This is a genomic window from Terrisporobacter petrolearius, assembly GCF_020748185.1.
Lineage (GTDB): Bacteria > Bacillota > Clostridia > Peptostreptococcales > Peptostreptococcaceae > Terrisporobacter > Terrisporobacter petrolearius.
This window is the reverse complement of record NZ_JAHZMO010000111.1, coordinates 1-609: the sequence shown is the minus strand read 5'-3', so window position 1 is coordinate 609 and position 609 is coordinate 1. Positions and strand designations below refer to the sequence as shown.

General features: G+C 43.5%; 1 protein-coding gene. It reads right to left on the bottom strand.

Translation table 11 applies throughout. The features are described from left to right. Positions 1–547: substrate-binding domain-containing protein (locus K0040_RS22360; protein ID WP_228110420.1), on the bottom strand; the 547-nt coding region annotated here is incomplete at its 3' end. Positions 548–609 lie beyond the last annotated feature (62 nt).

Here is a 609-nt window from a genome sequence, read left to right as displayed (position 1 = left end):
GTTTAATACCTGCGAGATCCGCATCCTGGCCGGAAATTGCTACTTTCCCTGATAAACCTTGCGCGCTTAATGCCTGAATTGCCCCACCTGCGGTGGCATCGTTTGAGGCAACTACAGCATCAATTTTGTTATTATTGGCGGTTAGCGCGTTTTCCATAATTTTCAATGCGTTTTCCGGTAACCAGCCATCAACCCATTGGTCACCAACGACTTTAATTTTTCCGGAATCAACGTAAGGTTTTAACACTTTCATTTGTCCGGCGCGGAACAGCTTGGCGTTGTTATCTACCGGCGAGCCGCCCATCAGGAAGTAATTACCTTGCGGAACAATATCGACCAGGGCTTTTGCCTGCAGTTCACCGACTTTTTCGTTATCGAAAGAAATATAAAAATCGATATCCGCATCGTTAATCATACGATCGTAAGCTAATACTTTAATACCTTCTTGTTTGGCTTCTTTTACAACGTTACTTAATACCTGACCGTTATACGGAATAATGACAAGAACATCGACACCCCGGTTAATCATGTTTTCAATCTGCGACATTTGTGTTTCTTCATTGCCATTTGCAGACTGTACAAATACTTTCGCGCCGAGAGATTCTGCCT